This window comes from Streptomyces sp. NPDC026575, from assembly GCF_055567415.1.
The window spans coordinates 49,521-72,982 of the sequence record NZ_JBVHQM010000007.1; the positions used below are offsets into that span (position 1 = coordinate 49,521).

At 74.5% G+C, this 23,462-nt stretch carries 23 protein-coding genes and 1 riboswitch; of the genes, 8 read left to right on the plus strand and 15 right to left on the minus strand.

The window, feature by feature from the left end; genetic code table 11:
• Window positions 1-76: 76 nt before the first annotated feature.
• Together ACZ4NB_RS11715 and ACZ4NB_RS11720 are read left to right on the plus strand one after the other, a co-directional pair.
• On the plus strand, window positions 77-1,861 hold the full coding sequence (locus ACZ4NB_RS11715; RefSeq protein WP_467660435.1) for a glycoside hydrolase family 15 protein: 1,785 nt from the start codon (window positions 77-79) through the stop codon (window positions 1,859-1,861).
• A 4-nt stretch (window positions 1,862-1,865) separates the two neighbouring features.
• Window positions 1,866-2,621, plus strand: a complete 756-nt coding sequence (locus ACZ4NB_RS11720; RefSeq protein WP_467660437.1) for an SDR family oxidoreductase — start codon at window positions 1,866-1,868, stop codon at window positions 2,619-2,621.
• Between the two features lie 29 nt (window positions 2,622-2,650).
• Here ACZ4NB_RS11720 and amaP read toward each other — a convergent pair whose 3' ends face one another.
• Genes amaP through ACZ4NB_RS11745 form a run of 5 tightly spaced genes read right to left on the minus strand, consistent with a single transcriptional unit; the run spans window position 2,651 to window position 5,023 of the window.
• Entirely contained in the window at window positions 2,651-3,256 is a 606-nt protein-coding gene (amaP, locus tag ACZ4NB_RS11725) for an alkaline shock response membrane anchor protein AmaP (protein WP_467660836.1), read from the minus strand.
• A gap of 5 nt (window positions 3,257-3,261) precedes the next feature.
• The gene (locus ACZ4NB_RS11730; RefSeq protein WP_467660438.1) at window positions 3,262-3,933 is read right to left on the minus strand and encodes a DUF6286 domain-containing protein; all 672 of its coding nucleotides are present in this window, start codon (window positions 3,931-3,933) and stop codon (window positions 3,262-3,264) included.
• Entirely contained in the window at window positions 3,930-4,322 is a 393-nt protein-coding gene (locus tag ACZ4NB_RS11735; RefSeq protein ID WP_467660439.1) for an Asp23/Gls24 family envelope stress response protein, read from the minus strand. The genes ACZ4NB_RS11730 and ACZ4NB_RS11735 overlap by 4 nt, the downstream gene beginning before the upstream one ends.
• A 6-nt stretch (window positions 4,323-4,328) precedes the next feature.
• Window positions 4,329-4,523, minus strand: a complete 195-nt coding sequence (locus ACZ4NB_RS11740; protein WP_393491764.1) for a hypothetical protein — start codon at window positions 4,521-4,523, stop codon at window positions 4,329-4,331.
• Window positions 4,524-4,558: 35 nt separating this feature from the next.
• The gene (locus ACZ4NB_RS11745; RefSeq protein ID WP_467660441.1) at window positions 4,559-5,023 is read right to left on the minus strand and encodes an Asp23/Gls24 family envelope stress response protein; all 465 of its coding nucleotides are present in this window, start codon (window positions 5,021-5,023) and stop codon (window positions 4,559-4,561) included.
• Window positions 5,024-5,245: 222 nt separating this feature from the next.
• Between ACZ4NB_RS11745 and ACZ4NB_RS11750 the strand changes: the two genes are divergently transcribed.
• The gene (locus tag ACZ4NB_RS11750; protein WP_467660443.1) at window positions 5,246-5,971 is read left to right on the plus strand and encodes a hypothetical protein; all 726 of its coding nucleotides are present in this window, start codon (window positions 5,246-5,248) and stop codon (window positions 5,969-5,971) included.
• 120 nt (window positions 5,972-6,091) lie between these two features.
• Here the strand turns inward: ACZ4NB_RS11750 and ACZ4NB_RS11755 are convergent, their stop codons facing one another.
• From ACZ4NB_RS11755 to ACZ4NB_RS11770, 4 genes are all read right to left on the minus strand, one after another.
• Entirely contained in the window at window positions 6,092-6,871 is a 780-nt protein-coding gene (locus ACZ4NB_RS11755; RefSeq protein ID WP_467660445.1) for an enoyl-CoA hydratase/isomerase family protein, read from the minus strand.
• 113 nt (window positions 6,872-6,984) lie between these two features.
• Window positions 6,985-7,206, minus strand: a complete 222-nt coding sequence (locus tag ACZ4NB_RS11760; protein WP_030366669.1) for a helix-turn-helix domain-containing protein — start codon at window positions 7,204-7,206, stop codon at window positions 6,985-6,987.
• 375 nt (window positions 7,207-7,581) lie between these two features.
• The gene (locus ACZ4NB_RS11765; RefSeq protein WP_467660447.1) at window positions 7,582-9,180 is read right to left on the minus strand and encodes an ABC-F family ATP-binding cassette domain-containing protein; all 1,599 of its coding nucleotides are present in this window, start codon (window positions 9,178-9,180) and stop codon (window positions 7,582-7,584) included.
• Window positions 9,181-9,282: 102 nt separating this feature from the next.
• Window positions 9,283-9,600 (minus strand): hypothetical protein, encoded by a 318-nt coding sequence (locus ACZ4NB_RS11770; RefSeq protein ID WP_467660449.1) that lies wholly within the window; start codon window positions 9,598-9,600, stop codon window positions 9,283-9,285.
• Between the two features lie 274 nt (window positions 9,601-9,874).
• Between ACZ4NB_RS11770 and ACZ4NB_RS11775 the strand changes: the two genes are divergently transcribed.
• On the plus strand, window positions 9,875-10,291 hold the full coding sequence (locus tag ACZ4NB_RS11775) for a VOC family protein (protein WP_467660838.1): 417 nt from the start codon (window positions 9,875-9,877) through the stop codon (window positions 10,289-10,291).
• A 30-nt stretch (window positions 10,292-10,321) separates the two neighbouring features.
• On the opposite strand, the gene ACZ4NB_RS11780 is transcribed toward ACZ4NB_RS11775, so the two are convergent.
• The 3 genes from ACZ4NB_RS11780 to ACZ4NB_RS11790 form a co-directional block, all read right to left on the minus strand.
• Window positions 10,322-11,824, minus strand: a complete 1,503-nt coding sequence (locus tag ACZ4NB_RS11780) for a hypothetical protein (RefSeq protein ID WP_467660450.1) — start codon at window positions 11,822-11,824, stop codon at window positions 10,322-10,324.
• A gap of 182 nt (window positions 11,825-12,006) precedes the next feature.
• Entirely contained in the window at window positions 12,007-13,134 is a 1,128-nt protein-coding gene (locus ACZ4NB_RS11785) for an alpha/beta hydrolase (protein ID WP_467660452.1), read from the minus strand.
• 97 nt (window positions 13,135-13,231) lie between these two features.
• Window positions 13,232-13,912, minus strand: a complete 681-nt coding sequence (locus ACZ4NB_RS11790) for a class II aldolase/adducin family protein (protein WP_467660454.1) — start codon at window positions 13,910-13,912, stop codon at window positions 13,232-13,234.
• A 449-nt stretch (window positions 13,913-14,361) separates the two neighbouring features.
• Here ACZ4NB_RS11790 and ACZ4NB_RS11795 point away from each other — a divergent pair, with 449 nt between their 5' ends.
• Entirely contained in the window at window positions 14,362-15,633 is a 1,272-nt protein-coding gene (locus ACZ4NB_RS11795; protein WP_467660456.1) for an inorganic phosphate transporter, read from the plus strand.
• Between the two features lie 27 nt (window positions 15,634-15,660).
• Window positions 15,661-15,897: a hypothetical protein gene (locus ACZ4NB_RS11800; RefSeq protein WP_467660458.1), complete on the plus strand. Its 237-nt coding sequence runs from the start codon at window positions 15,661-15,663 to the stop codon at window positions 15,895-15,897.
• Between the two features lie 127 nt (window positions 15,898-16,024).
• Here ACZ4NB_RS11800 and ACZ4NB_RS11805 read toward each other — a convergent pair whose 3' ends face one another.
• Genes ACZ4NB_RS11805 through ACZ4NB_RS11815 form a run of 3 tightly spaced genes read right to left on the minus strand, consistent with a single transcriptional unit; the run spans window position 16,025 to window position 20,461 of the window.
• Complete coding sequence (locus ACZ4NB_RS11805) at window positions 16,025-17,392, minus strand: extracellular solute-binding protein (protein ID WP_467660459.1); 1,368 nt, start codon at window positions 17,390-17,392, stop codon at window positions 16,025-16,027.
• Window positions 17,389-20,040: a caspase family protein gene (locus ACZ4NB_RS11810; protein WP_467660461.1), complete on the minus strand. Its 2,652-nt coding sequence runs from the start codon at window positions 20,038-20,040 to the stop codon at window positions 17,389-17,391. The genes ACZ4NB_RS11805 and ACZ4NB_RS11810 overlap by 4 nt, the downstream gene beginning before the upstream one ends.
• Before the next feature lie 4 nt (window positions 20,041-20,044).
• The gene (locus ACZ4NB_RS11815; RefSeq protein ID WP_467660463.1) at window positions 20,045-20,461 is read right to left on the minus strand and encodes a hypothetical protein; all 417 of its coding nucleotides are present in this window, start codon (window positions 20,459-20,461) and stop codon (window positions 20,045-20,047) included.
• 204 nt (window positions 20,462-20,665) lie between these two features.
• A riboswitch (cobalamin riboswitch) is annotated at window positions 20,666-20,814 on the plus strand.
• 120 nt (window positions 20,815-20,934) lie between these two features.
• Between ACZ4NB_RS11815 and ACZ4NB_RS11820 the strand changes: the two genes are divergently transcribed.
• Complete coding sequence (locus tag ACZ4NB_RS11820) at window positions 20,935-21,918, plus strand: cobalamin biosynthesis protein (protein WP_467660465.1); 984 nt, start codon at window positions 20,935-20,937, stop codon at window positions 21,916-21,918.
• Window positions 21,915-23,456: a cobyric acid synthase gene (locus tag ACZ4NB_RS11825; protein ID WP_467660467.1), complete on the plus strand. Its 1,542-nt coding sequence runs from the start codon at window positions 21,915-21,917 to the stop codon at window positions 23,454-23,456. The genes ACZ4NB_RS11820 and ACZ4NB_RS11825 overlap by 4 nt, the downstream gene beginning before the upstream one ends.
• Window positions 23,457-23,462: the final 6 nt, after the last annotated feature.

A 23,462-nucleotide genomic window follows, 5' to 3' on the forward strand; every position in this document is an offset into this window, starting at 1 on the left:
TCGGGGTCGGACAGGCCCTAGCCCGGACAGCCGTCACCGCCGAGTAGCGCACCGGCCGGGCGGGAAGAGCCGCACAGTGCCCCCATGCATCGAGGACTACGCGCTCATCGGCGATCTGCAGACCGCCGCACTCGTCGGCCGGGACGGCTCGATCGACTGGCTGTGCCTGCCCCGCTTCGACTCCGGTGCCTGCTTCGCCGCCCTCCTCGGCGACAAGGACAACGGCCACTGGCGGCTGTCGCCGAAGTCCCGCGAGGCCCGCGCCGAGCGCTCCTACCGCGGTGACTCGCTGATCCTCGACACCGTCTGGCACACCCCCGAGGGCCGGGTCCGGGTCACCGACTTCATGCCGCAGCGGGACCGCGCACCCGATGTCGTACGGATCGTCGAGGGCCTCGGCGGCCGGGTCGAGATGCGCGGGGTGCTGCGGCTGCGGTTCGACTACGGGCGGGTGGTGCCCTGGGTGCGCGCCACCGAGGGCTGCCGGGTCGCGATCGCCGGGCCGGACTCCGTCTGGCTGCGCACCCCCTCCCAGGGCAGGACCTACGGCAAGGACTTCAGCACCCGCTCGGACTTCACCGTCGCCGAGGGCGAGCGCACCGCGTTCGTGCTGACCTGGCACCCCTCGCACGAGCCCCGGCCGACCCAGATCGAGCCGTTCGAGGCGCTCCGGGACACCCTGGAGGACTGGCACGCGTGGTCGGCGCGCTGCCGCTACGACGGTCCGCACCGCGCGGCGGTGATCCGCTCGCTGATCACTCTCAAGGCCCTGACCTACGCGCCCACCGGCGGCATCGTCGCGGCCCCCACCACCTCGCTGCCCGAGGAACTGGGCGGCGTCCGCAACTGGGACTACCGCTACTGCTGGCTGCGCGACGCCAGCCTCACTCTGGACTCGCTGCTCCAGGCCGGGTATCTGGAGGAAGCCGGCGCCTGGCGGGACTGGCTGCTGCGGGCGGTGGCCGGCGCCCCCGACGATCTGCAGATCATGTACGGGCTGGCCGGTGAGCGGCGGTTGCCGGAGTCCGAGCTGCCGTGGCTGACCGGATACGCCGGCTCCGCGCCCGTACGCATCGGCAACGCCGCCGTGCAGCAGCGCCAACTCGACGTCTACGGCGAGGTCATCGACTCCTTCCACATCGCGCGCGCCGCCGGGCTGCCGGCGGAGCCGCACGCCTGGAGCATCCAGCGCGCGCTGGTGGACTATCTGGAGTCCACCTGGCGCGACCCCGACGAGGGGCTGTGGGAGATCCGCGGGCCGCGCCGGCACTTCGTGCACTCCAAGGTCATGGCCTGGGTGGCGGCCGACCGGGCGGTGCGGGCGATGGAGGGCGCTCCCCATCTGGGCGGGGACCTCGGCCGCTGGCGGGCGATGCGCGAGGAGGTCCACCGGGAGGTGTGCGAGCGGGGCTACGACGCCGAGCGCGGCGCCTTCACCCAGCACTACGGCTCCACGGAGCTGGACGCCGCGACCCTGCTGATCCCCCGCGTCGGCTTTCTGCCGGGGCACGACCCGAGGGTGACCGGCACCATCGACACGGTGCGCCGGGAGCTGTCGCAGGACGGCCTGCTGCGCCGCTACAGCACCGAGGGCGGGTCGGTCGACGGGCTGCCGGGCGGTGAGGGCGCGTTCCTGGCCTGCTCGTTCTGGCTCGTCGACGCGCTGGCGCTGAGCGGCCGGCGGGCGGCGGCCGAGGAGCTGTTCGCGCGGCTGCTGACGCTGCGCAACGACGTGGGGCTGCTCGCCGAGGAGTACGACCCGGTGGCCCGCCGCCAACTGGGCAACTTCCCGCAGGCTTTCAGCCATATCGGCCTGGTGGGGACCGCCTTCGGCCTGCTGGACGGGGCACCGGCACACTAGGGCCATGGATCTTGGACTCACCGACCGGACGTACATCGTCACCGGAGCGACCCGCGGCCTGGGCTTCGCCACCGCCCGCGAGCTTCTCGCCGACGGCGCCAACGTCGTGATCACCGGACGCACCGAGGAGAGCGCGGCGGCCGCGGCCGCGAAGCTGGGCGAGCGGGCCCTCGGGGTGGCGGCCGACAACGCCGACGCGGGCGCCCCGGCGCGCCTGGTGGCGGCGGCCCGCGAGCGCTTCGGCCGCCTGGACGGCATGCTGATCAGCGTGGGCGGCCCGGCGCCGGGCACCGCCGCCGACAACACCGACGACCAGTGGCAGTCGGCCTTCGAGACGGTCTTCCTCGGCGCGGTGCGGCTGGCCCGCACGGCCGCCGCCGAACTCGACGAGGGCGGGGTGATCGGCTTTGTGCTCTCCAGCTCGGTGCACGAACCGATCGGCGGCCTGACCATCTCCAACGGCCTGCGCCCCGGCCTCGCCGGCTTCGCCAAGTCGCTCGCCAACGAGCTGGGCCCGCGCGGCATCCGTGTCGTCGGGGTGATCCCCGGCCGGATCGCCACCGACCGGATGACCCAGCTCGACGCGCTCTCCGGCGACCCCGAGGGCAGCCGCGCCCGCAACTCCGCCGCGATCCCGCTGGGCCGCTACGGCAAGCCCGAGGAGTTCGGTCGCGCCGCGGCCTTCCTGCTGTCGCCGGCGGCGTCGTACATCACCGGCGTGATGGTGCCGGTGGACGGCGGTGCGCGCCGCAGTTTCTGAGCGGGCGCGCGCTCCAGCAGCGCAGGGAGCTAACTGACCCGCTCCGCACGGTGTTTGACGGCCTGCAGGCGGACCTCCGCCGGCAGGCGGTCGAGCCCGGCGGAGCGGCGGGCGTGGGCCACCGCCTCGTCGGACAGGCGCCGCACGACGGTCCCCGGGTCGGCGTGCGGCGCGAGGGCCAGCAGGGCGCGGATCCGGGGCTCGCCACGGCGGCCGGTGAGCAGGACACCGGCCCGTTCGACGCCCTCCAGGGACTCCGTTTCGGCGGCGAGTACGCCCTCCAGGGCCCGGCCCCGCAGCTGGGCGCCCTCGCCGTCGCCGCTGTCGACGAGGATCTCCTCCAGCCGGTGCCGGCGCAGCTGGACCAGCAGCCACCACAGCATCAGCAGGACCACGACGGCCAGCGCGGCGATGACGACCGGCCACCACCAGCCCTGATCCGTCCAGCGGGTGCGCTGGTGCGCGGAGAGCAGTACGCCGTCGGGGCCGGGCCAGGGCCATCCGGCGGGCAGGCCCAGATGCCACTTCGCGGGCAGGCCGAGCCCGCCGAGCAGCACCAGGCCGCCGGTGCCGAGCAGCAGCACACCGGCCAGGCCGAGCAGCACCCGGTTGGCCGTTCTGCGGACCTGGCGCATCGCGCTCACCTCTTCTTCGGGCGCCGGACGTGCACGGTCAGCGCGAGCCCGTGGGCCAGGCCCAGCTCCCGCAGGCCGTCGCCGAGGGCGGTGTCGAGGTCGGCGCGGACCTCGTCCAGCGCGCGGAAGTGCGAGACGGCGTGCGCCTTGGCCTTGCGACGGCCGACGGCCATCCGTACGGACTGGACCCCGGCGACCTCCATGGCGCGGTCGCGCAGCACCAGTGCGGCGGCCGCCCGGTCCAGGCCGGCCCGGACGCCCGGGGCGGCGGGCCGCATCGGCAGCACCTGGCGCAGACCGGGGGTGACGGCCAGCACGATCAGCCAGATGCCGAGCACCATCGCCAGCGCGGCGGCGCCCAGCACCCAGGGGCTGTCGAGGTGGACGGTGGCCAGCTGGCGGGCGAGCCCGCGGCGCCAGGCCATCGCGGGGCGGTGCGCGCGCACCGCGGCCACGTCGTAGAGCAGCAGGCCCGCGGCGCCCAGCAGCACCAGCGCGACCACGGCGGCGGGCACCCGGCGGGCGGACCACCAGCGCCCGGTCCGGCCGTCGTCGAAGGCAGCGGGCGCCGAACCCTCGTCCGCGCCCGGCGCCGGGTCGGGCGGCTGCTCGGGCGGCTGGTCGCCGAGCGTGGGCAGTCGCCGGGTGTCCGGCGGTTCGGCGGCGTCGTCGCTCATCGCACTCGCTCCCGGCCCCTGCCCTCCAGCAGCGGTGAGCGCAGCCGCTCGACCTCCACCGCCACCTCGGGCACCGCCATGCTCGCCAACGCCGTGACCCGCTCGGTGACATGACGGCGCACCAGGCGGCACTGGGCGCCGATGTCCGAGGGGTAGCCCAGCTCCACCGCGATCCGCACCCGGGCCTCGCCGAGGTGCTCCCGGTCCTCGCGCCGGTGGACGGTCACCGTCGCATGCGCCTGAGTACGGCCGTGCGGGGACTCCGCGCGCAGCGCCTCCCGCGCGGCCTGCGCGGCGATCTTCGCCACCACCCGGTCCGCGATGCTGGTCGCGCCCCGCTCGCCCGCCGGTACGCCGGCGGCAGCGGACGGCGCGGGCCCCGTCGCCACCCGGCCTCACCGCCGCCGTTCGTCGCGGTCACCGGTGCGGCGGAAGAAGTCGCCGGCTTCCAGGTCCCCGTCCGCGAACTTGCCCGCCACGAACCCGATCGCGCCCAGCACCGCCACCACCACGAAGGCACCGAAGCCGCCGAAGTATCCGGCGAAGCCCAGCGCCATACCGGCCAAGAGGCCGACCACGGCCATGCTCATCGTGCGCTCCTTCGCTGCCGCTCCGGACGGGCCCTTCAATGGAGCCGCGGTTCGGCTTCCTCTTCTTCGTCCGCCTCGTCGGGCAGCTTGACGTCGCTGACCGCGATGTTGACCTCGACGACCTCCAGGCCCGTCATCCGCTCCACGGCGGCGATGACGTTCTCCCGGACGGACCGCGCGACATCGGCGATGGAGACGCCGTAGTCGACCACGATCTCCAGGTCCAGCGCGGTCTGCACCTCGCCGACCTCGGCCTTCACCCCGCGCGTCGCGGTGGCCGACCGGCCGCCGCCACCGGGCACCCGCTCGCGTACGGCACCGAGCGTGCGGGCCAGGCCGCTGCCCATGGCGTGCACCCCGACGACGTCCCGGGCCGCGAGACCGGCGATCTTCTCCACGACACCGTCGGCGATGGTGGTGCGCCCACGGGACGCGGGGTCGCCACCGCCCCTCTTGACGGGCGCCCTGGCCCCCTCTGCGTGCTGCTGGCTCTCGCTCATCGCCGTGTGTCCCTTTCCGCGGGGAGAAGCGGGCCGCCCGCTCCGATCCCCACAGTAGGCCGGGTCCCCCGGGTCCGCTCCGGGGATGCGGCAGCGGAGTGCCCCCACGGCGCCGCCGGGGCACACCGGCCTGCCGTACGCCCCGGTCTGCGGCAGGCTGGGGACGTCGTCCGGGACGGGCCGGGAACGGAACGGGGTCTCCTGCCCAGAAAGGGGTGCGCGGTGACCGCGAACCAGTTGGCGCAGTCGGTGCGGCAGCAGCTCGGGATCGGGCGGGTGCTGCCGCTGGGCGGACCCGCGGACGGGTCCTGGATCACCGAGCGGGCGGCCGCCGGCGCGCTGCGCGCGGGCGCCGCGTTCCCGGCCGGGGTGCGCCCGGGCACGCTGCGGCTGTCGGTCGCCGACCCCGAGCACGCGCCCGAACCCGCGGTGCCGGCGCCGATGAGCGCGCTGCCGCCGGGGCCGCTGCGGATCGAGGCGGACTTCGCCGCGGTCGCCGACCGGCCGCTGCCCGCCGTCGCCGACCAGGTCCGCACGGCGCTGCTGGAGGCGGCCTTCCAGGACCTGGGGCTGGTGGTGGGCGTGGTGGATCTGCGGGTGAGCGGGCTGCTGGAGGCGGGCGAGGAGGCGGCGCCCCCGTCACGCGCGCCCCGCACGGAGCCCCCGGTGGCCTCCCCCGTCGGCGAGCGGACCGGCGCGACCCAGGAGGGAGCGGCGGGGATCGCCGCCGTCGCGCTGGGCGTCGCGGGCGTGGCCCGGCTGGCGCCGGCGCTGGGCGGGCCGTCGCGGCCGGTGCGGCTGACCGACGGCCATGCGCTGGTCCAGCTGGCGGTCGCGGCCGGTCATCGCGCGCTGGATGTCGCGCATGCCGTACGGGAGGCGGTGGCGGCCGCGCCGGCCGCACCGTCGACGGTCGCCGTGCTGGTCACGGCAGTGGAGCGGGACTGACCCGGTCACGGCCGTGGAGCGGGGCTGAAGGGGTGTACTGGCGAAACGGGGCCGGCGTGCGCGGCCGGGCGGGGGCCGTCGGTCCGCCCGGCCGGCCGCGGTGCCGGCACTCGCGCGGTGCTACTCCCCCACGCCCGCGAGATCCCGCAGCCGACGCGCCTGGGCGGCCCGCTCGGCGATGCGCTGCTCCTCGTACGTACGGCCGGCGGCGCCGGCCAGCAGGGCCTTGGTCTCGATGACGGCGTCCCGGGGCGGGGCGGTGAGCGCGGCCGCCAGGTCGGCCACCGCGGCGTCGAGCTCGTCCCCGGCCACGACTAGGTTGGCGAGGCCGATCCGCTCGGCCTCCTCGGCGTGCACAAAGCGCCCCGTCGCGCAGATCTCCAGCGCCCGGGCGTAGCCCACCAGCCCGACCAGCGGGTGCGTGCCGGTCAGGTCCGGTACGATCCCCAGGCTGGTCTCGCGCATGGCGAACTGCACGTCCTGCGCGACCACGCGCAGATCGCAGGCGAGGGCGAGCTGGAAGCCCGCCCCGATGGCGTGCCCCTGCACGGCGGCGATGGACACCAGGTCGTTCCGCCGCCACCAGGTGAACGCTTCCTGGTACTCGGCGATCGTGGCGTCCAGTGCGCTGTCCGTGCCGCGCGCCAGATCGATGAACGACGGCTCGCCGTCGAAGCCTTCGGGCGTGAACGCCTGCCGGTCGAGGCCGGCGGAGAAGGACCTGCCCTCACCGCGCAGCACCGCGACCCGGACGTTTCCCGGCAGCAGCGAACCCGCCTCGGCCAGCGCCCGCCACATGGCGGGCGACTGCGCATTGCGCTTGGCCGCGTTGGCGAGGGTCACCGTGGCGATAGCACCGTCCACGTCGAGCCGCACGCCGTCCTTGTCGAGCAGAGTCATGAGCGCCTCCGAGTCAGCCAGCCGCACCTGCGTGCGTAAGTGACTGAACGGTAACCTCCCGGTCGACGGCTCGGTCGACCGGGGGGACACCGCGGTACCCAAAGGCGCGGCCGTCAGGCCGAGGCGGCCTTCTTGCCCCTTGTGGCTCCACCGCGACCGCGCAGGATCACACCGGATTCGCTGAGCATCCGATGCACGAATCCATAGGAGCGGCCGGTTTCCTCGGCCAGCGCCCGGATGCTCGCACCGGAGTCGTACTTCTTCTTCAGGTCTGCCGCGAGCTTCTCGCGCGCGGCGCCGGTCACCCGGCTGCCCTTCTTCAGAGTCTCGGCCACCCGTGCCTCCTCGTGGGAAGTGCGCTCTGGACTCTCATGATCACCCCTCCCCGGCTTCCTGGCCACCCATTCCACAAGGTTCGGTGCGACATCCTTTGCCGGCGGACACCCGGCCCACGGGGTCGGAACCTCATATTCCGGTCTTTCCGAGAGTCACTCGGGCGCCGCGCACCGTGAGACATCGCAGGTCAGACGGTATGTGGCCGAAAAAGCGCCGGCCGGGCCCCATGGACCCGGCCGGATGCCGCAGGCTCGCCGATGTACGAGCCGTTCTCACTCAGATGATGGATCACACGTCGGCCGAATGATCCATACGGGCTTGATCCCACCGCCCCGACCGCTCCGCGCGACTCCTACGCAGTGCCGCCGCGCCGGTCACGCCAGGGCGACCAGGTCCGCGTAGTCCTGGCCCCAGAGGTCCTCGACGCCGTCGGGCAGCAGGATGATGCGCTCCGGCTGCAGCGCGTCCACCGCTCCCTCGTCGTGCGTCACCAGGACCACCGCACCGGTGAAGGTGTGCAGCGCGCCGAGGATCTCCTCGCGGCTGGCCGGGTCGAGGTTGTTGGTGGGCTCGTCGAGCAGCAGGACATTGGCGGAGGAGACGACCAGGGTCGCCAGGGCGAGCCGGGTCTTCTCGCCGCCGGAGAGCACCCCGGCGGGTTTGTCGACGTCGTCGCCGGAGAACAGGAACGAGCCGAGCGTCTTGCGGATGGCGACCAGGTCCATGTCCGGGGCGGCCGAGCGCATGTTCTCCAGGACCGTGCGGTCCGGGTCCAGGGTCTCGTGCTCCTGGGCGTAGTAGCCGAGCTTGAGGCCGTGGCCGGGGCGGACCTCGCCGGTGTCCGGCTGCTCGACGCCGGCCAGCAGCCGCAGCAGGGTGGTCTTGCCCGCGCCGTTCAGGCCCAGGATGACGACCCGGGAGCCCTTGTCGATGGCCAGGTCGACGTCGGTGAAGATCTCCAGGGAGCCGTAGGACTTCGACAGGCCCTCGGCGGTCAGCGGGGTCTTGCCGCACGGCGCCGGGTCAGGGAAGCGCAGCTTGGCCACCTTGTCGGCGGCGCGCACCGCCTCCAGGCCGGCGAGCAGCTTGTCGGCACGCTTGGCCATGTTCTGCGCGGCGACGGTCTTGGTGGCCTTGGCCCGCATCTTGTCGGCCTGGGAGTTGAGCGCCGCGGCCTTCTTCTCGGCGTTCGCCCGCTCGCGCTTGCGGCGCTTCTCGTCGGCCTCGCGCTGCTGCTGGTAGAGCTTCCAGCCCATGTTGTAGACGTCGATCTGCGACCGGTTGGCGTCGAGGTAGAAGACCTTGTTGACGACCGTCTCGACCAGGTCGACGTCGTGCGAGATGACGATGAAGCCGCCGCGGTAGGTCTTGAGGTAGTCGCGCAGCCAGACGATGGAGTCGGCGTCGAGGTGGTTGGTCGGCTCGTCGAGCAGCAGGGTGTCGGAGTCCGAGAAGAGGATCCGGGCCAGCTCGACGCGGCGGCGCTGGCCTCCGGAGAGGGTGTGCAGCGGCTGGCCGAGGATGCGGTCGGGCAGGCCCAGGCTGGCGGCGATGGTCGCGGCCTCGGCCTCGGCGGCGTACCCGCCCTTGGTCAGGAACTCGGTCTCCAGGCGCTCGTACTTCTTCATCGCCTTTTCGCGGGTGGCGCCCTTGCCGTTCGCCATCCGGTCCTCGTTCTCGCGCATCTTGCGCAGCACGGTGTCCAGATCGCGGGCGGACAGGATGCGGTCGCGGGCGAGCACGTCCATGTCGCCGGTGCGCGGGTCCTGCGGCAGGTAGCCGACCTGGCCGCCGCGGGTGACCGTGCCGGCGGCGGGGATGCCCTCGCCGGCCAGCACCTTGGTGAGGGTGGTCTTGCCGGCGCCGTTGCGGCCGACGAGGCCGATGCGGTCGCCCTTGGCGATGCGGAAGGAGGCGGACTCGATGAGGACGCGGGCGCCGGCGCGCAGCTCAAGGCCGGAGGCGGTGATCACGGGAAAAACTCCAGGGCAGGAAGACGGCGGATTGGACGGGACGGTCCGAGAGCGGTCTGCGCCGTCTAATGAACCCAAAGGAGAACTGCCATAGGGGGCAGTCTAACGGGCCGGTGCAAGTAGTTTTTCCGAGCGGTCACCGGGGGCGCCGCCCGGCGGGGTGCGCCCCGCGGTGACCTGCCCGGAGGCGTCCACGGCGACCGGTCGGCCCTCCTCGGCCACGGGAGCGGGCGGATCCCGGCGGGCCTCGCCGCCAGCGGGCAGGGCGTCCGGCGCGACGGTACGGCGGTCGTCGTGCGGGCCGGGACCGCGGGCGACGGTGGCCGACGGCAGGGCGAAGAGGGCGGCGACGAGGGGGAGGGCCACGGGGCACAGGCCGCGCCCGATGCGCCGGCCGGGCGCGGTGGGAGGTGTGGACACCCGGGTCCCCCTCGTCGGAGATCGACGGATATCTGCCGGTCGAGCGACGAGCGTAGCGACGGACGCAGGGGCCCGGGGAGCGCTCCGGGACGACACGGCGGGCGGCCGGCGGCGCGTCCCCCGTTCGGCCGGGGAGCCGGGCGACGGCCGGGCGGCGCGGCCCCGGCGATGTGGACCGGGCGTTGTCAGACCCCGGTGCGAGACTGTGAGTCGGGTCACTCGGACCTGCTCGATCCGCAACCACCCGACGCTCAGGAAGGGTTCGGTGATCACCATGGCAGGCGCGACGACGGGCGCACCCGCGATGTGTCCGACGGTGCTCTACAGGGACGCCCAGGCCGCCATCAAGCAGCTGACGGAGGCGTTCGGCTTCACCGTCGGCGCCAAGTACGAGGGCGAGGACGGCATGGTGCTGCACGCCGAACTCTCCTATGGCAACGGCGTGGTGATGCTCGGTTCGAAGGGCCGCGGCGGCCTCTTCGACGAGGCGATGGGCGACGCCGGGCCGGCCGGTGTCTATGTCGTGGTCGAGGACACCGACGCGCACTTCAAGCGGGCCGAGCGGGCCGGTGCGGAGATCCTGATGCCGCCCACCGACCAGGACTACGGATCCCGGGACTACATGGCCCGGGACGCCGAGGGCAATATCTGGAGCTTCGGCACCTACGCTCCGGGCGGCGCCGGGGCCTGAGCCGCGGCCCGGCCCCGCCGCCGCGGCCGGTCACGCACCGCCGGTGTGGACCTGGAACGCCGCCCGGCGGACGGCCTTGGCCAGTGCCGGATCGGGGTGCGCCGCGGCCAGCGCGACCAGCACCTGGACGGTGCGGGGGTGCCCGACGGCGCGTACCTCCTCCAGGAGGCGCGGCACGGAGCCCTGGACCGCCGAGTCGAGGTGGCGCACCAGCAGTTGGGTCTCGCCGTGGTCGGCGACCGCGGCCGCGGTGTCCACCCACAGCCAGGTCGACTCCTCGCGGGTGAGCACATCGGGCGCGGTCTCCGGGTCGCCGCCCTCGTGCTCGACCAGCCACAGCAGGGCGTAGGGGCGCAGGCCGGGCTCGTCGACGACGGCGCGTACGGCGGGCTCGGCCGGTGCGCCGACCGCGCGCAGCGCCTCGAAGGCCAGGCCGCGCAGCAGCGCGTCCTCACCGCGGGCGACGGCCAGCAGCTCCTCGACGGCCGAGCCGACGGAGCGGGCGGCGAGCCAGGCGCGGTATTCGGCGCGGGCCGGTCCCGGGGTCAGCCGGGCGCAGCCGCGCAGCATCGCCTCCGCGGACTGCTCGATATTTCCGGCCGGGCTCTGCGCGGCGACGCAGATCTGCTCCAGCTTGACCCATACCGACCAGTTGCCGAGCGGCGTCAGCTGCGCCTCGGACGCGTCGTGCGCTCCCTGGTAGGCGTCGCCGTATCCGCCTTCGAAGGATGCGCTCTCGCGGGAGCGGGCCCGCGCGCCGTGCGGCGCCACCAGCGCGCCGACGGTCAGCAGTGCGTCCAGCGCCCAGCCCAGCAGTTCGGCCAGCGACGCCCCCGCGGCGTCGTCGGCCGGGCCCGCCGCCCCGGCGGCGCCGGTGCCCTCGCAGGTGGCGGGGTCCTGCCCGTAGGGGACCTCGCAGCGCTCCGTGCGCAGTTCGCTGACGCGCTGGTCGAGCATGTCGAGCAGCACCGGCAGCCGGACGGGCCCGGCCGACAGATGCAGCAGGGACAGCAGCTGCGGCAGCGCCTCGACGACTTCGGCGACGATGGCGGGACCGGCGCCGGCCGGAGTGGGGCGGGCCAGCGACCAGGCGTCGAAGAGCGCGACCCAGCCGCGCAGCACGGCCGTGTCGTCGCGGTCCCAGGCGCGCAGCCGCCAGCCGGGCCGGGCGAGGCCGTCGTGGAGTTCGACGAGTCCGGCGAGCCGGGCCCGGTCCCAGTCGACGCGGACCTGCTGCGGCGTCAGGCCGAGAGCTTCGGCTGCGCGTTCCACGGCGGCCGCCGGCAGCGCCCCGTCCGGGCCGGCCCGCAGGCTGCCGTCGGCACCGCCGGCGCTGTCGGCCCAGCGGGCGAGCCGGGCCGCGCCGGCCAGCACGGCGCGGGCCTGCCGGGCCAGCTCCGCGGGCGGCGGGGTGCCCTCGGGCGGGCGGGGCGCCGGGCGCTTGGCCCGGGTTGTCACCGCCCGGCGGGCGGCCGCAACCGGTTGACGGGGGACGAGTCGGAGCCGGGAGTCGCGCGGGGTACGGGACGTCACAGGAGCAGTCTTGCCGCTGACGGCCCGAAAGCCCAATCGGAACCCGACTTGCGATCTAGCGGGCCGGCGCCGTCGCGCCGACCCATCCTGGATGTGGGGAGTTGTCCCCCCGTATGCCCGGCCGTCACCGAGGCGCGACGCCCGGGACGGGCCGGGCGGCCCCCCGTCAGGGGCGGGCGGCGTCACATCAGGGGCGTGAGGAAGCGGCGCAGCGCCTCCTCGTAGCCGGCGGGGTCGGCGTTCCACATCGCGGCGTGCGGGGCGTGCGGCACGGCCTGAAGGGTGATCAGCTCCGGGCGGCGGGCGGCGAAGGCGCGGGAGGCCGCCCAGGGGGCGATCAGGTCGTCGGGGCCGTGGAAGAGCAGCGTGGGAACGTTCAGCTCGGCCGGGTCGGCGGCGTCCGCCGGCCGGTCCACGGGCATCCCGGTGGCGCCCTCGGCGGCCCGTACGACCAGCGGCAGCAGGGCCCGCGGGGCTCCCCGGGCGGCGGCCAGCGCGCGGACCGTGGCGTGCCGGTCGAGGACCGGTGAGTCCAGGATCAGTCCGCTGATCCGGTCGCGCAGCGCGGAGTGGGCGGCGGCGCGCAGCGCCATGGTCGCGCCGACCGACCAGCCGTAGAGCACGATGTCCCGGGCGCCGTAGCGGACGGCATAGCGGATCGCGGCGTCCAGATCGCGCCATTCGGTGTGGCCGAGGTGGTTGATGCCGTCGGCGGTGCGCGGGGCGCCGGGGTCGTTGCGGTAGGCCAGGTCCAGTACGGGCAGCCGGTGGCGGTGCAGGAACGGCATCACGACCATGGGGTGCTCGCGGGTGGTGCCCAGCCCGTGCGCGGTGATGACCCAGGTGTCGCGTACGGCGGGGACGAACCAGGCCGGGAGGGGGCCCAGTTCGCCGGGGATGTCGACGTCGGCGCAGTCGAGGCCGAGGGCGTCGCGGGGGTTGCCGATGTGCACCTGCGGGGTGAGCCGCATCCGCTTGCCCGGCTTGAGGGTGCCGTGGGTGACCCGCTCCAGGCGGCGTACGACGGCGTCGACGGGGTGCGGGGCGCCGTGGACGACGGAGCCGACCACGGCGTGGCAGCCCGCGCCGGTGAGGCCGTAGGTGCCGGGCCGCAGGGTGACCAGACTGCGGGTGAGGGCGATGCGCTCGTCGGTGGTGGAGTGCACGGTGAGGCGGGAGTCGCCGGGGAGGGGATGGTCGGGCGAGGGTTTCAGGGCGATGTCGCCGGCGTACCGGCCGACCGCCACGGCGGCCGCCCCGGCACCGATCACGGTGGCGGCGGCCACGGCCGCCGCGGTACCCAGACGCACCTCACCAGTGTGCGCAGCGGTCCCGGGTGCGGCCACTCGGCGGGGCGGCGCGGGGCGGTCCCGGCGGGCGCGGTGGGGCCGACCGTGCGCGGCGGCTCTATGGCCTGTGCGAGGGGTCCTGGTCCCGGCGCTGGCCGTAGCCGCGCAGCCGCTCGCCGGCCTGCGCCAGCTCGCCGGGCGACAGCAGGCTGGGGGTGTGCCCCGGGACGGACTGGGCGGTGAGCCAGACCCGGCACATCCACTCCAGTTGGGCGGTGCGGTCCAGCGCCTGGTCGAGGCTGTCGCCGTAGGTGAGGGTGCCGTGGTTCTGCAACAGCGCGGCGGTGCGGTCGCGGAGCGCCGCGAGCAGGTGGGCGGCGAGCTCGTCGCTGCCGTAGAGGGCGTAGGGGGCGACGCGCACGGGACCGCCGAGCTCCGCGGCCATGTAGTGGATCGGCGGGAGCGCGGTGACGAGGGTGGAGACGGCGGTGGCGTGCGGGGCGTGGGTGTGGACGACGGCGGTGGCCGTGGTGCCGCGGTAGACGGCCAGGTGCATGGGGAGTTCGCTGGTCGGCCGGAGCGCGCCGATGATCTGGCGCCCTTCGAGGTCGACGGCGGTGATGTCGCCGGGCCCGAGCCGGTCGTAGGGGACGCCGCTGGGGGTGACCAGGACCAGGTCCTTCAGCCGGCGGGAGACGTTGCCCGAGGTGCCGACGACCAGCCCGTCGGCGACGGTTCTGCGGGCGGTGGCGACCAGTTCGCTCCAGGCGGCGGCGAGCTGGTCGGGGTGGTCCTTCATGGGTCCTCCGGCGCGGTGCGGCGAATGCGGATGCGGTCCGCGTCACCGTACGAGCGGGCCGGGGAAGGGTACGCCGGGGGCCCGCCGGTCCGCTATCCGCCATTTAGGGAAAACTGTGATGCTCGGGGTGATTGGCCGGATTTAAACCGCCTTGCACCGATCATCCGTTAGCGTCGAAACGGATTGCCCTGCACCCGGCTCCTCGGCGGAGCCCGCCGCGCACCTCTGCGACCCGCGGCGACCACCGGTTCGACCAGGGCCCGTGCGATGGGCCCCGCCAGCACACCCCAAGAAGCTTGCCGACGGGTGATGCGGAAGTGACCTCAGATACACCTCCGCGTGAACACTGCGGGTGCGTCATCACAGCGCCCGTCCCAGTTCACCTTCCGTTCACCCACTCTCCGTACGGTCCCGAGCGACACTGACCTTCGAACTGATTGCCTGGGTGAATGGAACACATCACGCTTCTCATCGGGATCGTGATCGTCACGGCCTTGGTGTTCGACTTTACGAACGGCTTCCACGACACGGCCAACGCAATGGCCACCACCATTTCCACCGGCGCCTTGCGACCCAAGACCGCGGTGGCGATGTCAGCGGCGCTGAACCTCGTCGGAGCGTTTCTGTCGGTGGAGGTCGCCAAGACCATCTCCGGCGGCATCATCGACGAGAGTGCGGGCATCAGACCTGAAGTGATCTTCGCCGGCCTGGTCGGCGCCATCATCTGGAACCTGCTGACCTGGCTCGCGGGTCTCCCCTCCAGCTCCTCCCACGCGCTCTTCGGCGGTCTGATCGGCGCGACGCTGGTCTCCGTCGGTACGAACGGTGTGCACGGCGAGGCCGTGGTCATGAAGGTCCTGATCCCGGCGGTGGCCGCCCCGATCGTCGCCGGCCTGGCCTCCATGGCCGCGACCCGGCTCACCTACCGGCTGGCCAAGGGCCGCGCCGAGGCCGACACCGCCAAGGGCTACCGCGCCGGCCAGATCGCCTCGGCCGCCCTGGTCTCGCTCGCCCACGGCACCAACGACGCCCAGAAGACCATGGGCGTGATCACCCTCGCGCTGATCACCGGCGGAGTGGTCGCCCCGCACGCCGACCCGCCGATGTGGGTCATCGCCTCGGCCGGTCTGGCCATCGCGCTCGGCACGTACCTGGGCGGCTGGCGGATCATCCGCACGATGGGCAAGGGCATCACCGACATCCAGCCGCCGCAGGGCTTCGCCGCCCAGACCGGCGCCGCGGCCACCATCCTGGCCTCCTCCCACCTCGGCTTCGCGCTCTCCACCACCCAGGTCTGCTCCGGTTCCGTGATGGGTTCGGGTCTGGGCCGCAAGGGCGGCGTGGTGCGCTGGTCCACGGCCGGCCGGATGGTCGCCGCCTGGGGCCTGACGCTGCCGGCCGCCGGTGCGGTCGCGGCGGGTGCCGCGTTCCTGGCCGAGCAGGGCGACTGGGGCGTGGCCGCGGTGGCGATCCTCGCGCTCGGCATCTGCGGCGCGATCTGGGCGGCCTCCCGGCGCAAGCCGATCGACCACACCAACGTCAACGAAGGTCCGGCCGCGGAGCCGGTGGGCGTGGTGACCGCCGCGCTGCGCACCGTCTCCCCGCCCCCGGCCGGCCAGCCGGCCCCGCAGGCCGACGCCTCCCAGGAGTCCGACGCGCCGGCAGCCGACGCCATCCCTTCTCCCGCCCCGCGTGCCAAGGCCGCGCCGGTCACCCGCTAGCGGCTCTCACCACCTAAGGAACACTGCATGAGCATCGACTGGGCAGCTCTCGGCCAGGTCTTCGGCGTCAGCCTCGTGGTGACGGTCGGGATCGTGGGCCTGTTCACCGTCGGCATCGTCGGCACCTCCGGCAAGTCGGGCCGGGAGGGCGAGGCCGCGGTGGCCACCGCTCCCGGTGTGGGCGCGCGGGCCGGTGCGGTGGCCGCCTTCGCCCTGTGCGCGGCGGCCGTGGCGTACGGCATCTATCTGATCGTCGCCGGCTGACGCGTCCGCCGGCATCGGCGGACGAACGGCGGCACGGACGACCACGAGGCGTCCGGTGGGACGCGGCAGCAGCCGCCTTCCGCCGGGCGCCTCGTGCTGTGCCGGGCCGGGGCCCCGGGCGCAGGGGTCACCCCCGTCCGCTGAGCGCCTCGTCGGCCTCGCGGGCCAGCGCGTCGGCGATCGCGGTACCGCCGCGGCTGTCGAGGTACTCGGACACCCGGATCTGCACCACCTTGCTGAAGGTCTGGTAGTGGGCGCTGCGCGGACGGGGCTGGGCCGCCCGCAGTGCCGCGTACAGCGTCCGGGTGTACGGCGGCTCCTGACCGGGCCACGGGGACCGCCGCCCCGTGCCGTGCTCGCCGCGCTCGGGCGGCAGCGGGCAGGCGGGCGCCTTGGCCGCCTCCCGGTACGCCGAGTCGCGGGTCGCGGCGAACCCCCGCTCCAGCAGACAGCGTTCACTGCCCGGGCTGGTCAGCGCCTCGATCAGGGCCCGTGCCCCGGCCGGCCGCCGGCTGCCCGCGGAGATCGCCAGATTCTGCCCGCCCAGGACGGACATCCGCTTGCCGTCGGTGGGGCGGGCCGGCAGCTCGGCCACCGCGAACTGCTTGCCGGGGGTGAGCTTCTCGGCGACCGAGGCGTACTCCACCGGCCAGTTGCGCATGAACAGGGCGCGGCCGTCGGCGAACCAGCGGCGGCTCTCCGTCTCGTCCATCGCCGTGGCCTCGTGCGGCATGATCGAGTCGAGCCGGTCCTTGACGTCGGCGACGCCCTGCTGGAGCGCGCCGACCTGCTCGCCCTTGGTGAAGCTCGGGGCGTCCGGGTCGCCGCCGTTGGCCCAGGCGGACTCCAGGGTGTTGACGGTCAGCCCCTCGTAGGGCCGCAGCTGGGCGACCATGCCGTACATCCTGCGGGCCTTGGTGCCCTTGCCCTCGCGGGCTAGCCGGCGGTTGTAGGCGTCGGCCACCTGGCCGGCCACGTTCTTCAGCTCGCCCCAGTTGGAGGGCGGTTGGTCATAGCCGTATTCATGGAGGAGGTCCTTGCGGTAGTACAGCAGCCCGGCGTCGCTGTTGAAGGGGACGCCCCAGATCCTGCCGTCGTGGTCGACGGTCTTGACCACGCTGTCGAGGAAGTCGCCGTCCAGGGCCGTGCCCCAGGGGCGGATGACGCCCGCCTCGGCGAACTCCGCGGTCCAGGCCACGTCGAGGTTGAGCACGTCGTAGTCGCTGTTGCCGGACTGCCCGGCGGCCAGCAGCTGGCTGCGCTGGCCGTCGGCGGTGTCGGGGAGCTTGACGATCCGCACCGAGCGGCCGGTGCGCCGCTCGAATGCCTCGATGAGGTCCTGGCGGACGCCCGTACTGCTGAGGTCGCTGCCGGTGGCGAAGACGATCGGCCCCTTCTCGGGGCCGGGCTCGGGGCCCGACGTGCAGCCGCCGAGCGCCGCCGTCAGCGTCAGGCACAGCCAGGCGGCCGGCAGCGCGGCGCGCGGCGTCCTCACCGGCCCTCCCTGCCCGCGGTGCCGATCGAGGCGACCAGTCCGGCCAGCAGGTCGGGGGCCTGCGGACCGCCGGGCACGCACTGCCCCTTCGAGGCGCCGGCCAGTCCCTGGAGGACGAAGGTGTCGCAGCCGGACCGGCCCATCACCAGCGTCAGGACCGGCACCGCGGGCTTCTTCTTCAGCAGCGCGGTCAGGGCGCGCTCCACGCCCGCCGCGCGCCCGGGCCCGCCGTCGTCCTCGTCCATGATCAGCACGATGGCCTGATTGCTGACGGCCGACTCCTTCATCTCCCGCAGGGCGGCGGTCAGCGCCTCCTCCATCGCGGCGCCGTGGTCGACCAGTTCGTCCGCTCCCCCCTTGGCGATCCGGTCCAGTGCGGCCTTTCCGGGCGCCGGGTCGGCGGTGCCGAGCGGGACGGCCCGGCGCACCGCCGCCGGATCGCCCGGGTGCCCGCGGTCCGGGTAGGTCCACAGGCCGTAGGTGTGGCGGGCGCCGACCATCTCCAGCACCCGCCCGGCCGCGCCGAGGGCGACGGGGAGCTTGCCGCCGTCGGCCATCGAGGTGGAGGCGTCCATCAGGATCAGCAGCCGGCTGGATTTCTGCGCCCTGTAGTAGCCGTCCAGCACCCGGGCGACCTGGTCGGCGCCGGCCGTGAAGGGGATGACGGGGGCGGCGAGGTCGGTGTTGGCGCGGCTGCTGCGCAGCGGGGAGTCCGCGGCGGGCGCGGGCACCGTGCCGTCCTTGCCGGGCACCGCGCGGTAGCCGTGCGCGGTGAGGACACGGCGGCCGCCGTCCGGGGCGCGCAGCCAGTCGGCGAAGCGGTCGGCGGCGTCCTGCCGGGGGGCGGCGTCCTTGGCGCCGTGCCAGTCGACCCGGATCAGCGGGTGGTCCAGGGCCGGGACGTTCCTGGGGTAGTAGGCGGCGAAGCGCTCGCCGGGCGGCGGCGGGGAGCCCAGGGCGGGGCAGCTGCCGATGGCGTGGCCGAGGTTGAAGTCGGCGAGGGACTTCTCGGAGACCAGCGGCGCCGAGCGGGCGGCGCGGCCGCTGCCGGGGGTGCCGCCGACGGCGTCGGGGCGCAGCGAGCACAGCAGCTCGGTGCTGCCCGCGTACTGGCTGCCCGGGGCGGAGAGCCGCTGCTCGGCGCTCTCGGCGAGGGCGGGGTCGGGGGCGCCGGACGCGCCGATGTGCGAGCCGTCGTTGGCGAGGTAGAGGCCGATGGTGTGCAGCAGTCCGGTGCCCGAGAGCACCGGACTGGGGCGCAGCAGGCGGAGGTCGCGGTGTGCGCTGTCGGTGCCGGTGAGGAGTTCCTGCCAGGAGGCGCCGACCTGTTCGACGTCGGCGAGCCGTTCGCCGGCCGGGATGCCGACGACCAGCGGGCTGTAGGCCACCGGGCCGGTGTTGTGCAGGGTCGCGGGGGATCCGGTGGGCGGCATACCGCGACGGGCCTCCTCGTAGTCGGCGGTGGATTCGGGGACCCACAGGTCGGGTTGGGGTCCCGGCCGGTGGAGAGGGTCGGTGCCCTTGGCGTCCTGGAGGTCCCGGCCGGTGCCCCGGGCCTGTCCCTGCCAGCGGTCGGCGGCGGCGAAGCCCTGGTCGACCTGGTCCTTGGCGGCGGAGTAGACGGTGATCTGGGCACGCCGGCAGCCCGCGGGCAGATCGTCCTCGCCGTGCAGCGGGCGGGTGTTGAGCTCGGACGTCTCGTAGCCGAAGGCGGCCTGGCGCAGGGTGGGTTCGGCCTCCGGGGCGGTGAGCAGCCGCAGTTCGAGGGCGGGCGGGCAGTCCGGCAGCGGGCGCAGCGCGTGCAGGGTGATCAGCGTGGCGGCGGTGAGCGCGAGGACGGTGCACAGCGCGATCAGGAGCCGCATCCGGGCCCGGATGTGCTGGTTGAACCAGCGGCGTAAACGGACCCGCGGCGGCGTGGGCAGCGGGGCCTCGGGGGTGGCGAAGGACAGGATGACGTCGTCGAGGGTGTTCTGCTTCGCGGAGCGCGGCTCCCAGACGTCCCCCATCGGGGTCCGCTCGTCGGCGAGCCGGGTGCGCAGCTGGCGTACGAGGTCCTCGAAGGCGACGAAGCGCCGGCCGGGGATACCGCGTTCGAGGACCTCCACCATGGCGCGGGTGAAGAGGCTGCCGCCGGCCGGCTCCTCGCCGCTGAAGATCCGGCGGTTGGGCTGGGCGGCCATCAGCAGCGACATGGGTTTGCGCAGGGAGTGGAAGGCGCCGTCGGCGTTGCCGGCGTAGCAGCACTCCAGGACGATCACGATGCGCTCGGCCCGCGCGTTGTCGAGGCAGGAGAGCACCATGTCCTGCCAGGAGACGGTGGTGTGGCTCTGCCGGGGCACCGAGGAGCCGACCATCAGCTGGAGATCGCCGCCGTCGCTGCGGACCCGGCCGTGGCCGGAGAAGTGCACCAGCAGCAGACCGCGGGCCTCGTCGGCGGCGGCCTTGAGGGCCTGCCCCAGCTCCCAGGGCTCCGTGGGGCGGCAGAGCGTGACCTCGTCGGCGGTGAACAGGTCGGTGGCGGTCAGCGCCCGCCGCAGCTCGGGGGCGTTGTCCTCCACCGCCGGCAGGCCGGTCAGCGTGGTGTAGTCGTGGACACAGACCAGCAGCGCCCGGTTGATCTTGCCCCGCGCGTCGTATTCGGACATCCGGTCAGCCCTCGCCGGTGCTGCCGCCCTCGCGTGCCGGTCCGCCCGGATCGGGGCGGTCGGTGTCGCCGATCGCCTGCAGCTCACCGCCCGTGCCGGCGTCGACGGCGGGCGCCTCGCCCTCGGCCCGCTCCTCCCCGCGGCGCCGCAGCCACTCCCGCAGGGCTATGCCCAGCCCCTTGGTGACCTCGGCGGCGACCGCGCCGACGATCACCAGGATCAGGTCGTCCACGCCCACGGCCATGTCGCCGGGGCCGGCCGCCTCCTGGGCGGGGCGCGGCCGCTGCTCCCAGCTGTGGTCCCGGCGGCTCAGCCAGGGTTCGCGCTCCAGCCACACCTGGAGGTCGTCGATGTCCTGCTGCGGATTGTTCGTCCCCGTGATCCTGATGCGGATCTCGTGATGACCGGCGCTCTCCGGCATCCCCCAGCCCCCTTCCGGCGGCCCCTTCGCCCCCGTGCCACAGATAGTGACGTGGGATCAGGGGCGCAGGCAACCGTCTGTGACGCGGCCGCCACCCTGTGGCGTGTGCCACAGCGCCGTCCACGGGGCAGCGTCGCAGGTCAAGGGTGAGTTGACGGGCGTTCGCGGGGCGTGGTGGACTGCCGGAGCCAATCGGCGACAGATGAGGAAGTCCGGTGAGAATCCGGCGCGGTCCCGCCACTGTCACCGGGGAGCGTTCCTCCAGCGAAGGCCACGGTCCGCCTCGCGTACGTCTGACGGCGTACCAGGACTGGAAGGCCGGGGGCCACGCCGATCCGGGAGCCAGGAGACTCTTGTCGCCGTCACGTCGAGCCAGGGCGCGGACCCTGAGTGAGGACATACCGCCATGCCCGGCCGCCCTTCGAAAGCCCCACTGCACGCCCCCGCAGGGCCCCTTCCGGCGGTCTGACCCGATGCGCGGCGAACACGCGGGATACGCGTGCGGCGCGGCCCTGGGCTTTCTCGCCGACCTGATCGCGGCGGATCCGCGGCGCGGCCATCCGGTGGCCGCGTTCGGCCGGGCCGCGGGCGCCGTGGAGCGCCGGCTGTGGCGCGACCACCGCGGGTACGGCACGGCGCATGCCGTGCTGTGCGCGGGCGGTGCGGCCGCCGGGGCCGCCCTGCTCCAGCGCGCCGCGGGACCCTCGCGCGCCGCCCGGGTCGCGCTGACCGCGGCGACGGTCTGGGCCGTGCTGGGCGGCACCTCGCTGGGCCGGGAGGCACGCGCCATAGGCGGGGCGCTCGCGGTGGGCGATCTGGACGTGGCGCGGGAGCGGTTGCCGCATCTGTGCGGGCGCGATCCGCAGGCGCTGGACGGGCCGCAGCTGGCCCGCGCGGTGGTGGAGTCGGTCGCCGAGAACACCTCGGACGCGGTGGTGGGCGCCCTGGTGTGGGGTGCGCTCGGCGGGGTGCCCGGTCTGGTGGCGTTCCGGGCCGTGAACACCCTGGACGCGATGGTGGGTCACAAGTCGCCGCGCCACCGCCGCTTCGGCTGGGCCTCGGCCCGGCTCGACGACCTCGCCGGCTGGCCCGGCTCCCGGCTGACCGCCACCCTGGCCGTGCTCGCCGGCCCCGACCGGCGCGGCGCGCTGCGGGCCTGGCGGGCGGACGGCGGCGCGCACCCGAGCCCCAACGCGGGCCCGGTGGAGGCGTCGTTCGCGGGTGCGCTGGGCGTCCGGCTGGGCGGCACGCTGGCGTACGGCGGGCGGGTCGAGCACCGCCCGGTCCTCAACGGCGGGGCGCGGCCGGTCGCGGCGGGCGACATCGAGCGGGCGGTACGGCTGTCGCGGAAGGTGAGCGCGCTGGCGCTGGCGGCGACGGTGGCGGGACGGCTGGTAGCGGGCGCGGTGTCCCACGGGGGCGCGGCGCGCCGCGGGAGCGGGAGGAAGAGCCGGTGAACGGGCGGAGCAAGGCGTCCGGCGGGACCGTCGGCGGGGGCCTGTTGGTGGCCGGTACGACGTCGGACGCCGGCAAGAGCGTGGTGACGGCGGGGATCTGCCGCTGGCTGGTGCGCAAGGGCGTGCGGGTGGCGCCCTTCAAGGCGCAGAACATGTCGCTGAACTCGTTCGTCACGCGCGAGGGCGCGGAGATCGGCCGGGCCCAGGCGATGCAGGCCGCCGCGGCGCGGGTGGAGCCGACCGCGCTGATGAACCCCGTGCTGCTCAAGCCGGGCGGCGACCGCAGCAGCCAGGTGGTGCTGCTGGGCAGGCCGGTCGGTGAGCTCAGTGCCCGCGGCTACCACGCGGGCCGGCAGGAGCAGTTGCTGGGCACGGTGACCGACTGCCTGGCGGAGCTGCGGCGTACCCATGACGCGGTGATCTGCGAGGGCGCCGGCAGCCCCGCGGAGATCAATCTGCGGCGCACCGACATCGTCAACATGGGCATCGCCCGAGCCGCCCGGATACCGGTCGTCGTGGTCGGCGACATCGACCGCGGCGGGGTGTTCGCGTCCTTCTTCGGCACCACCGCGCTGCTGTCGAAGGAGGACCAGGCGCTGGTGGCGGGGTACCTCGTCAACAAGTTCCGGGGCGATGTGACGCTGTTGGAGCCCGGCCTGGAGATGATGCGGCGCCTGAGCGGGCGGCCGACGCTGGGCGTGCTGCCGTTCGCGCACGGGCTGGGCATCGACGAGGAGGACGGCCTGCGGGTCTCGCTGCGCGGTGCGGTGCGCGAGAGCACGGTGGCGCCGCCGCACGGCGCCGACGTGCTGCGGGTCGCGGTCGCCGCCGTACCGCTGATGTCGAACTTCACGGACGTGGACGCGCTGGCCGCCGAACCGGGCGTGGTGGTGCGGTTCGTGGACCGGGCCGAGGAGCTGGCCGACGCGGACCTGGTGGTGCTGCCGGGGACCCGGGGCACCGTCCGGGCGCTCGCGTGGCTGCGCGAGCGCGGTCTCGCGGACGCGATCGCCCGGCGGGCCGCCGAGGGCCGCCCGGTGCTGGGCATCTGCGGCGGCTTCCAGATGCTGGGCGAGCGCATCGAGGACGAGGTCGAGTCGAAGGCGGGCACGGTCGAGGGGCTGGGGCTGCTGCCCGTACGGGTGCGGTTCGCGGCGGAGAAGACCCTCGCGCGGCCGGCCGGGGCGGCGCTGGGCGAGCCGGTGGAGGGGTACGAGATCCACCACGGCGTCGCCGAAGTGACCGGCGGCGACGAGGCGTTCCTGGACGGCTGCCGGGTCGGCTCCGTATGGGGCACGCACTGGCACGGCTCCCTGGAGAGCGACGGCTTCCGCCGGGCGTTCCTGCGGCGGGTGGCGGCGGACGCGGGGCGGGCCTTCGTCCCGGCCCCCGACACCAGCTTCGCCGCGCTGCGCGAGGAGCAGCTGGACCGGCTGGGCGATCTGATCGAGGAGCACGCGGACACCGACGCGCTGCTGCGGCTGATCGAGGAAGGGGTGCCGGAGGGGCTGCCGTTCGTGCCTCCGGGGGCGCCATGAGGGGTA

What these genes read in the sequence shown, in the direction of transcription:
- ACZ4NB_RS11720 (WP_467660437.1), top strand. Translation starts at nt 1,866, where the DNA reads ATGGATCTTGGACTCACCGACCGGACGTACATCGTCACCGGAGCGACC.
- amaP (WP_467660836.1), bottom strand. Translation starts at nt 3,256, where the DNA reads ATGCGCCAGGTCCGCAGAACGGCCAACCGGGTGCTGCTCGGCCTGGCC.
- ACZ4NB_RS11730 (WP_467660438.1), bottom strand. Translation starts at nt 3,933, where the DNA reads ATGAGCGACGACGCCGCCGAACCGCCGGACACCCGGCGACTGCCCACG.
- ACZ4NB_RS11740 (WP_393491764.1), bottom strand. Translation starts at nt 4,523, where the DNA reads ATGAGCATGGCCGTGGTCGGCCTCTTGGCCGGTATGGCGCTGGGCTTC.
- ACZ4NB_RS11745 (WP_467660441.1), bottom strand. Translation starts at nt 5,023, where the DNA reads ATGAGCGAGAGCCAGCAGCACGCAGAGGGGGCCAGGGCGCCCGTCAAG.
- ACZ4NB_RS11755 (WP_467660445.1), bottom strand. Translation starts at nt 6,871, where the DNA reads ATGACTCTGCTCGACAAGGACGGCGTGCGGCTCGACGTGGACGGTGCT.
- ACZ4NB_RS11775 (WP_467660838.1), top strand. Translation starts at nt 9,875, where the DNA reads ATGGCAGGCGCGACGACGGGCGCACCCGCGATGTGTCCGACGGTGCTC.
- ACZ4NB_RS11790 (WP_467660454.1), bottom strand. Translation starts at nt 13,912, where the DNA reads ATGAAGGACCACCCCGACCAGCTCGCCGCCGCCTGGAGCGAACTGGTC.
- ACZ4NB_RS11795 (WP_467660456.1), top strand. Translation starts at nt 14,362, where the DNA reads ATGGAACACATCACGCTTCTCATCGGGATCGTGATCGTCACGGCCTTG.
- ACZ4NB_RS11800 (WP_467660458.1), top strand. Translation starts at nt 15,661, where the DNA reads ATGAGCATCGACTGGGCAGCTCTCGGCCAGGTCTTCGGCGTCAGCCTC.
- ACZ4NB_RS11810 (WP_467660461.1), bottom strand. Translation starts at nt 20,040, where the DNA reads ATGTCCGAATACGACGCGCGGGGCAAGATCAACCGGGCGCTGCTGGTC.
- ACZ4NB_RS11815 (WP_467660463.1), bottom strand. Translation starts at nt 20,461, where the DNA reads ATGCCGGAGAGCGCCGGTCATCACGAGATCCGCATCAGGATCACGGGG.
- ACZ4NB_RS11820 (WP_467660465.1), top strand. Translation starts at nt 20,935, where the DNA reads ATGCGCGGCGAACACGCGGGATACGCGTGCGGCGCGGCCCTGGGCTTT.